The sequence below is a fragment of the Streptomyces sp. NPDC001027 genome, assembly GCF_040299045.1.
Classification (GTDB): Bacteria; Actinomycetota; Actinomycetes; order Streptomycetales; family Streptomycetaceae; genus Streptomyces.
In genome coordinates, this window is the sequence record NZ_JBEPBI010000078.1 from 26,281 (window position 1) to 34,277 (window position 7,997).

Genomic DNA, 7,997 nt, shown 5'->3' on the forward strand with positions numbered 1-7,997 from the left:
GGATGGCCGGCATGCGCATCCGCATCGACGCCGTCGACCTGCCCGGCCTCACCCGTCCCGCCTCCGCCGACGGCAGAACGCCCGCCTACGGCAACATCCACGTCGCCGTGCAGCGCCGGGACCGTCCGGCCGAACTCCTCGACCCGCAGCCCGGCGACGCGTCGTCCGCGACCTGGACGCTGGAGTGCACCGCGAGCGCCGAACCGGACGGCGTCGCGATCGCAGGTCCGTACGTGCAGCACCGCCTGGGCCGGCGGTTCGTCTACCTGTCGTGGGGGACGGTCGACGAGGCCGGAGTCTTCACCATGTTCCGCCGCGCCAAGCTCATGCTCGACCGCGTCCCCGACGACGTCCTCACCGCCGCGGCACGCGACGGGCTGCTGGTCGGACGGCTCGGCCTGACCGACGCGGACGGCGGCCCCCTGTGCGCACGCGTCGAGCCCCCGCACATCGCCTGGACCGCCGCACCGGGCGGCCCGGGGACCTACTAGCCGGTGTTCTCCGCCACCCGCATCCACTCGGTGCCGCCGACCAGGAACTCGTGCAGGGGACGGCCCCGGCTGCCGCTGGTGCGGAACGGCTTCCCGTGGTCGTCGATCCGTACGGTGCCCTGACGGCCGCCGCTGGACCACTGCAGCTCCACGAACCACTTCACGTCGTGGGCGCGGACCCGGGCGGTGATGTACAGCACCTCGGGATCGGACCGGCTGACCTTGTAGGGGACGCCGCGCTGGCCGGCCCTCGGCACGACGGCAGGGTGGACGGCGTCGAGGTCCGTGCCGAACGACCTCGTCTCCACGCCTCCGCCGCAGCCCGACGACCCCAGGTACGCGTTCCAGGCCGGGGGCGCGCCCGAGTCGACCACACGGACGTGCAGCGACTCGATGACGACGGTGTCGTCCCCGGTGCCCTGGACGGTCAGCGCCACCCGCTGCCCGTCGGCGGCGACGGCGCCGTGCGCCTTCACCCAGCCCGGCAGGTCCTGTCCCATCACCGGCGGAGAGACCTGGCCGGGAGGCCGGTCGACCAGGTACTTCCCCTCGCACTGCGGGTCTTCCCAGGCGTAGGTGCGGGTGCTCACCGTCAGCGGAACCGCGACGCCGGCCCGGTCGCCGCCCGGGTCCGGTCCGGGGGACGCGGAGGCGGAAGGGTCCGGGGACGGGCTCGGCCGCGCCGAGGGGTGTGCCGGGGAGGCGGCGGGCTGCCGTCCGGGGGAGGCCGCGGCGGCGGTCGACCGGGCGTTCTCCGCCGGTCCCGGCCCCGCACCGGTCAGATCGAAGGTGAGCGCGGTGGTCACGACCACGGCGGCGGCGGTGCTCGCCGCGATCAGGGCCCACCGTCCGCGGGCGGTCCGCACGAGCGCCGGCCTACGGCGAGCGGGGCCGGCCGGCTGCGGCGACGGCTCGGCGACGACCCCGGCCGGCGCTCCCCGCCCGCTCGTGGTGGGCGCGGTCGCGGGTGTGGGTGCAGATGCGGGCGCCTGCGCCGGGCCCGGCGCCAGGCTGTCGGGACCGGGACCGGGACCGGCGTCCGGGCCGGGGCTCAAGACCGAGGTGGCCGCTCCGGGCCGGTGCGCGGGGTCCCGGTGCGCGGAGCCGCGTTCCGTGTCCGCCGCCGCGCGCCGGGCGCGTTCGCGTGCCGCGTCCGCCAGGACCCAGCGCCGGTGTAACTCGACCAGCTCCTGCGGGGTCGCCCGGCACACCCGGGCGAAGCGGGCGACGGTCGCGTTGTCACCGGGCACGCCCTCCCCCTTGCAGTACCGGTGCAGCGTCGAGGTGCTCATGTGCGCCCGTTTCGCCAGAGCCTCGTAACTCAGCCCGGACCGCTGCTTCAACTCGCGCATCAGCGCCGCGAACTCCGCGGTCTCTTCCGCGATCTCTTCCGCCGCCATCACCAGTCCTCCATTCCGTTCGACATCCCAGGAGGGTCGCGTTTCTCCAGGTGAGAGCCGGCTCGCGCATCCCGCCGTCCCGAAATCTCCCAGGGCATGGCGGATGGGACGCCGCACGGCACAGGCTTGCGTCATCCAAGCACGGCGCCTCGCCGGACCCGGTGATCGGGCCTGCGCGACTGCGCCTGCGCAGACCGCACTTCCGGCGGCCCACCGGCACGCCCCGTACGAGAGAAAGCAGTTCTTCCATGCGTACCGCCCCTCGCTCCCTCCACCGCGCAGCCGCCTCCTCGGTGGTCGTCGCCGCCCTCGCGCTCGTCGGCGTCCAGGCCGCCGCTCAGACGGCGTCCGCCGCGACGAAGGAGGCCTCCTCGATCGTCACCTGCACCACGGCCAACACCCGGCTGACCGTCGCCGAGGCGGCCCGCCCGCTCAACCACCTGCTGCTCAAGGCCACCAACACGGGCGCCACGCCCTGCTACGCGTACAGCGCCCCCTACCTGAGGGCCGGCGCCGACGCCCAGGCCGTGATGCCGTGGGCCGACGACAGCACGCCGCAGTCCGTGGTGACGCTCGAGCCCGGCCAGAGCGCGTACGCGGGCATCCTGACGTACTCGCCCGACGGCGAGGGAGGCGCGACGGAGAAGACCCTGGGCGTGTTCCTCACCGACCGGAAGGGCGACGCGACGGGCCGGGAGAAGACCCTGAACCTGCCGAACGGCGGCGTCTTCTTCAACAGCGCCGCGACCGTCACCTACTGGCAGGACAACGCGGCGGACGCCCTCGCCTGGTAGCCCCGCCCGCAGCAGACCGATCCCGACGCCGATCCCGACGTCGATCCCGGCGCCGTCGCGTCAGCGGGCGACGGCGCCGGCGGCGCTGCCGGGGGCGAGGCCGCAGGTCCCGGACGTCGACGCGCCGTCCCGTCCCGTCAGTTCCACGACGGTCCGGCCGTCGACGTCCAGGCCGTAGGCGATCGTGCAGGTCAGCTGACGCAGCGCGGTGTCGTCCAGTCCGTCGAGGGCGAGGGGCACGCGGGCCGTGGCCGTGCCGTCCTTCGCGGGCCCGATCCGGATCGGCACGCCGGGCAGGGCGGCGGGAAGGGCGGTGTCCAGGCCTGCGGCACGGTCCTCCTCCTGCGGGCCGGCGAGCAGCATCATGACGACCCGCTCCGTCACCAGCGGCGCCGCCTGCCCGGCGGAGCTCCCGTGCGCCGCACCCGACCCGACGGGCACGGTCGAGATCCGCACCGTCCGGATCACCGGCCGCACCATGCCGTCGGGGGAGCGGAAGAAGAGCAGCACGTCGGTGCTGGGGGTGAGGAAGGCCTGAACGGTGGCGGGACCGCCCGCCTCGATGACGTCGGTCTCCGGGATGCCGCAGCCGCCGAGCAGCGGTGCGGCGCACGCGACGGCGACCGCGACGGCCGCGGCACGGCGCAGTGTCCGCGCTCGCCTCATCCGCCGGCCTCCTCCGCGTGGAGCGGTATCTCGACGGTGAAGACGGCGCCGCCGTCCGGCAGGTTCCCGGCGTGGATCGTTCCGCCGTGCAGCTTCACGTTCTCCTGGGTGATCGCCAGCCCCAGCCCGCTGCCCGCCGAGCGGGTACGGGCCGCGTCGGCCTTGTAGAACCGGTCGAAGATGTGCGGGAGGGACTCGGGGCGGATGCCGGGCCCGCTGTCCACGACCTCGGTGACCAGCACGGACGGGCCCGCGGGGCGCGCCTCGGTGCGCAGGCGCACGGTGACGGGCGCGCCGCCGTGCCGCAGGGCGTTGCCGACGAGGTTGGCGATCACCACGTCGAAGCGGCGCGGGTCGAGGCGGGCGCGGACGCCGCCGGGCAGTTCGACGCGGACCCGGCCGTCGGTCCAGTGCCGGTGCTGCAGCGTCTTGCCGATGGCCTCGGCGACGTCGACCTCGTCGGTGTTCAGCTCGGCCGCGCGGGCGTCGAAGCGGGAGATCTCCATCAGGTCCTCGACGAGCACGGCGAGCTTCCCGGTCTCCGCGCTGACCAGCCGGACGGCCCGCGCGGTGTCGGCGTCCAGGTCGTCGGCGTCCTCGTCGAGGACCTCCGTGACGGCGAGCATCCCGGCGAGCGGGGTGCGCAGTTCGTGCGAGACGTCGGAGGCGAACCGGCGGGCGCGTTCCTCGGCTTCGCGCAGTTCCCTCACGGAACGCTCGAGTTGGGCCGTCGACTCGTTGAACGTGCGTGCCAGGTCGGCCAGTTCGTCGCTGCCGCGCACCGGGATCCGGGTGTCGAGTCTGCCGCTGCCCATGCTGCGGGCGGCCCGGCTCAGTTCGCGCACCGGGCGCAGCACGCTGCGGGCGGCGAGCAGCGCGGGTATCAGCGCGACGACGAGGCCGGGCAGGGCGCCGTCCCGGGCGGCGGTGAGGAGCGCGTCGACGTTGAGCTGCTCGTCGGTCATCCGCATGACGGCGTACAGGACGAGTCCGCTGGGCAGCACGCTCGACGCGCTCACCTTGAAGACGGTGGGCATGGCGATGGTGAGGTAGGGGACGCCGTCCTTGACGACCCGCTCGAAGCTGCCGTGCGGATCCGCCCGCGCGGCGCGCCGCAGTTCGGGTGTGATGACGGTGGAGACGGGGTTCTCGCCCGAGGAGGCGCGCAGCGAGCCGTACTCGGCGAACACCACCCAGGGGTGCGGTTTGCCCTTGCGGGCGATGTCCCGCAGGACCTCCTCCAGGCCCTCCCTGCGCACGGGCAGGGAGAAGCCGGTCTGCTGGACCTGCTCGCGGAACGAGGTGACCGCCGTGTCCTGGGCGGTCTCCAGCAGCGCGTTGCGGGCCTCACGGTAGGTCAGCGCGGCCGTGGTGCCGGCGCTGACGGCCGCGACCAGCAGGAAGGCGAGCAGCAGTCGGGTGCGCAGGCCGAACGCCCTTACCCGCGAACGCTCTTCGGCGCGCGGGCGGTCGTCTCGTCCCTCGTCGTCGTCGCCGCGGCGCGGGCGACCGCGCAGGAGGCGGGCGATCACAGCGGACCGAAGCGGTACCCGAAGCCCCGCAGCGTCTGGACGTACCGCGGGCTGCCTGCCTCGTCCTCGATCTTGCCGCGCAGCCGTGCCACGCAGGCGTCGACCAGGCGGGCGTCGGCGTGGTAGCTGTGCCCCCAGACGTGCTCCAGCAGTTGCTGCCTGCTGAAGACCTGCTCGGGGGCGGCGGACAGGTGCAGCAGGAGCTTGAGCTCCGAGGGGGCGAGAGCGAGCGGCCGGCCGGCCTTGGCGACGGTCAGCCCGACCCGGTCGACGGTGAGCGCGCCGTACACCTCGATGGCGGGGCGGCCCGGGTTGCCGTCGTCCAGGCGGCGCAGCACGGCCCGGATGCGGGCCTCGATCACCTCGGTGCGGGCGGGCTTGACGATGTAGTCGTCGGCGCCGGCCTCCAGGCCGATGACCACGTCGAAGTCGTCGCCGCGCGCGGTGAGCATGATGATCGGCAGCTGGCTGCGCGCGCGGACCTGCCGGCAGACCTGCACCCCGTTCATGCCGGGCAGCATCAGGTCCAGCAGCAGCAGGTCGGGCCGGAACTCGGCGAGCGCGGCGAGGCCGGCCTCGCCGGTCGCGGCCGCCCGCACCTCGTGGCCGCGGCGGCGCAGACCGAGTTCGACCCCTTCGCGTACGGCGGGGTCGTCCTCGATGAGGAGCACGCGGGGCATCGGCGGTTCTCCCTCGGTGGTGGTCAGGTCCGGCGCGTTCGCCGACGCAGGCCGCGCAGCAGCGTGTCGAGTTCGGCGAGTCGCAGCGGACGGGCGAGCAGGGCGAAGGTGAGGACGACGGCGGCGGCGCCGGCAGTTGCGGCGGCCAGGGCGCCCGCGGCCGCCGCGCCCAGGGCCGCAAAGTGGCCCAGCGCGGTGGCGGGGACGGCGGCGAGCAGCAGCCGTCCCTGCGCGCCGACGGCGGACGAGCGCAGGGGGCGGGCGACGCCGAGCCGGCGGCTCAGCACCCGGCCGGTCACCGCCCAGCCCGCGCACAGCGCCAGCGAGTACGCCGCCGCCATGCCGGTGACCGCCCAGCGGGCCGGCAGCAGGTGGGCGGCGGCCAGGGACAGGGCCGCGTTGAGGGCGACGATCACGAGGTTCAGCAGGAACGGCGTCCGGGTGTCGGAGAGCGCGTAGAAGGCGCGGGACAGGACGTACTGGCCCGACAGGGCGACGAGTCCCGGCGCGAAGGCCATCAGGATCCCCGCCATGGCGACCGTGTCGTCGGCGCTGGTCCTGCCGTATCCGAAGACGAGAGCCATGACCGGCTGGGCCAGCGCGAACAGCGCGCAGGCGGCGGGTACGACGGCCGAGGCGCTGAGGCGCAGGGCGTGGGAGACGTCGCGGCGCACGCCGGCGGTGTCGCCGTCGGCGGCCGCCGCGCTCATCCGGGGCATCAGCGCGGTCACCACGGAGACGGTGACGATGCCGTGCGGGACGACCCACAGGACGTAGGCGTTGTTGTACGCGCCGTATCCGGGTCCGCCGTCGAGGCCCGCGGTCGTGGCCAGCCGGGTGGTGACCCAGTACGCGCCCTGGTTGACCAGCACCAGCAGCACCAGCCAGCCGGCCGAGCGCAGCGGACGGGTCAGTCCGCTGCCGCGCCAGTCGAATCGGGGCCGCCAGCGGAAGCGGGCCGCGCGCAGCGCGGGGACGAGGGCGAGCGCCTGGACGGCGATGCCGGCGGTCGTGCCCCAGCCGAGCACGGCGGTCTCGGTCGCGGTGAGCGTGTCCCCGCCGCCGAGGGCCAGCGCCAGGTACCCGCCGAAGACGGCCATGACGACGACGTTGTTCAGGACCGGCGCCCACATCATCGCGCCGAACCGGCCGCGTGCGTTGAGGACTTGACCGAGCAGCGTGAACAGCCCGAGGAAGAAGATCTGGGGCAGGCAGTAGCGGGCGAAGGCGATCGTCATGGCCGCCTGCGGGCCGGTGTAGTCGGTGTACACGTCGACGATCGCGGGAGCCGCCCACACCGCGGCCGCGGTGATCGCCAGCAGGGCGACGACGCAGACGGTGACCAGCCGGTCGGTGTACGCCGCGCCCCCGTCGTCGTGTTCCTTGGCGGCCTTGACCAGTTCGGGCACGAAGACGGCGTTCAGCGCGCCGCCGAGGAGCAGCATGTAGACGATGGTGGGCAGGGCGTTGCCGACGGCGTAACCGTCGGCGGTCGGCCCGATGGCGCCCACCGCCGCCGCGACCACGGCGGACCGGACGAAGCCGGTGGCCCGCGAGACCACGGACCCTGCGGCCATGACGGCGCTGCTGCGTCCCGCGGACGCCGTCTTCGCCCCCGTCGTCTTGGCCCCCGGCGTCTTCATCGCGCCCGGCGCCTCCGTCGCCGTCGGCGTGGTCGACACCGTCGGCGTGGTCGGTGTCGCCGGTGTCGTCGGGGGTGGTGTCGTCCGCTTCATCGGCGGTTCAGGTATGCCTGGAAGGCACGGTGGAGCGCGTGGTTGGCGCTGCCGGTCATCGGTCTCTCCCATTCCCCCAGCGTCTCGACGACCTGTCCTCCGGTGCCGAGCTTCCAGCGCAGCAGTCCGTACGCACGTTCGTCGGGATCGAGAGTGGAGGGTACCCCGCGCATGTCGTAGACGTCGGCGCCGAGAGCGTGGGCGTCCAACAGCATGCGCCACTGAAGGGCGTTGGAGGGCCGGACCTCGCGCCGGTGGTCGGCGGAGGCGCCGGTCTGGTACCAGGCCCGCCGGCCGACCGTGATCAGCGTGTGGGCGGCCAGGACCTCTCCCCGGTGACGGGCGAGGTACAGCCGCATGCGGCCCGGCTCCTCGGCGTTGAGCGCCGCGTACTGACGCTCGTAGTAGGCGAGCGAGCGGCCCAGCCGGAAGCCGTCGCGCCGCTCGGTGACGCCGAGCAGCCGGTGGAAGCCGGGGAGGTCCGCCGCGCTGCCGACCACCACCTCCACGCCCTCCTTGCGCGCCCGGCGCACATTGCGTCGCCACTCCTGGTTGAGCCCGGACCACAGGTCCTGTGGGGTGCGTCCGGCGAGCGGCACCTGGAAGACGTGCCGGGGCTGGGCGTCGCCGTCCCCGCCGCTCCCGTCGTCGCCGCAGCGACGCCAGCCCCGGGCCCGCAGCCGCTCGGCGACGGCGGC

The 7,997-nt window shown here is 74.5% G+C and carries 8 protein-coding genes; 2 read left to right on the forward strand and 6 right to left on the reverse strand.

Translation table 11 applies throughout. From position 1 onward, the window contains the following. The first annotated feature begins 11 nt into the window (after nucleotides 1-11). Nucleotides 12-491, forward strand: coding sequence for a DUF5990 family protein (locus tag ABT300_RS21965; RefSeq protein ID WP_351678277.1), 480 nt, complete (start codon nucleotides 12-14; stop codon nucleotides 489-491). Here ABT300_RS21965 and ABT300_RS21970 read toward each other — a convergent pair. Continuing rightward, nucleotides 488-1,891: a helix-turn-helix domain-containing protein gene (locus tag ABT300_RS21970; RefSeq protein ID WP_351678280.1), complete on the reverse strand. Its 1,404-nt coding sequence runs from the start codon at nucleotides 1,889-1,891 to the stop codon at nucleotides 488-490. The genes ABT300_RS21965 and ABT300_RS21970 overlap by 4 nt on opposite strands. A 248-nt stretch (nucleotides 1,892-2,139) precedes the next feature. Between ABT300_RS21970 and ABT300_RS21975 the strand changes: the two genes are divergently transcribed. Then, the gene (locus tag ABT300_RS21975) at nucleotides 2,140-2,685 is read left to right on the forward strand and encodes a DUF4232 domain-containing protein (protein WP_351678283.1); all 546 of its coding nucleotides are present in this window, start codon (nucleotides 2,140-2,142) and stop codon (nucleotides 2,683-2,685) included. A gap of 60 nt (nucleotides 2,686-2,745) precedes the next feature. Here ABT300_RS21975 and ABT300_RS21980 read toward each other — a convergent pair whose 3' ends face one another. From ABT300_RS21980 to ABT300_RS22000, 5 genes are all read right to left on the reverse strand, one after another. Then, a complete protein-coding gene (locus tag ABT300_RS21980; RefSeq protein WP_351678286.1) occupies nucleotides 2,746-3,351 on the reverse strand; it encodes a hypothetical protein in 606 nt (201 codons plus the stop codon). Next, nucleotides 3,348-4,883 carry an ATP-binding protein gene (locus ABT300_RS21985; RefSeq protein ID WP_502977972.1) on the reverse strand — a complete coding sequence of 512 codons (1,536 nt, stop codon included), beginning with the start codon at nucleotides 4,881-4,883 and terminating at the stop codon, nucleotides 3,348-3,350. Before ABT300_RS21985 ends, ABT300_RS21980 begins: the two co-directional genes overlap by 4 nt. Beyond that, nucleotides 4,880-5,563 (reverse strand): response regulator, encoded by a 684-nt coding sequence (locus ABT300_RS21990; protein ID WP_351678289.1) that lies wholly within the window; start codon nucleotides 5,561-5,563, stop codon nucleotides 4,880-4,882. Before ABT300_RS21990 ends, ABT300_RS21985 begins: the two co-directional genes overlap by 4 nt. A gap of 23 nt (nucleotides 5,564-5,586) precedes the next feature. Beyond that, on the reverse strand, nucleotides 5,587-7,206 hold the full coding sequence (murJ, locus tag ABT300_RS21995; RefSeq protein ID WP_351678301.1) for a murein biosynthesis integral membrane protein MurJ: 1,620 nt from the start codon (nucleotides 7,204-7,206) through the stop codon (nucleotides 5,587-5,589). Nucleotides 7,207-7,295: 89 nt separating this feature from the next. After that, nucleotides 7,296-7,997: lipid II:glycine glycyltransferase FemX (locus ABT300_RS22000; RefSeq protein WP_351678292.1), on the reverse strand; the 702-nt coding region annotated here is incomplete at its 5' end.

What these genes read in the sequence shown, in the direction of transcription:
- ABT300_RS21970 (WP_351678280.1), bottom strand. Translation starts at nt 1,891, where the DNA reads ATGGCGGCGGAAGAGATCGCGGAAGAGACCGCGGAGTTCGCGGCGCTG.
- ABT300_RS21965 (WP_351678277.1), top strand. Translation starts at nt 12, where the DNA reads ATGCGCATCCGCATCGACGCCGTCGACCTGCCCGGCCTCACCCGTCCC.
- ABT300_RS21980 (WP_351678286.1), bottom strand. Translation starts at nt 3,351, where the DNA reads ATGAGGCGAGCGCGGACACTGCGCCGTGCCGCGGCCGTCGCGGTCGCC.
- murJ (WP_351678301.1), bottom strand. Translation starts at nt 7,206, where the DNA reads ATGAAGACGCCGGGGGCCAAGACGACGGGGGCGAAGACGGCGTCCGCG.
- ABT300_RS21975 (WP_351678283.1), top strand. Translation starts at nt 2,140, where the DNA reads ATGCGTACCGCCCCTCGCTCCCTCCACCGCGCAGCCGCCTCCTCGGTG.
- ABT300_RS21990 (WP_351678289.1), bottom strand. Translation starts at nt 5,563, where the DNA reads ATGCCCCGCGTGCTCCTCATCGAGGACGACCCCGCCGTACGCGAAGGG.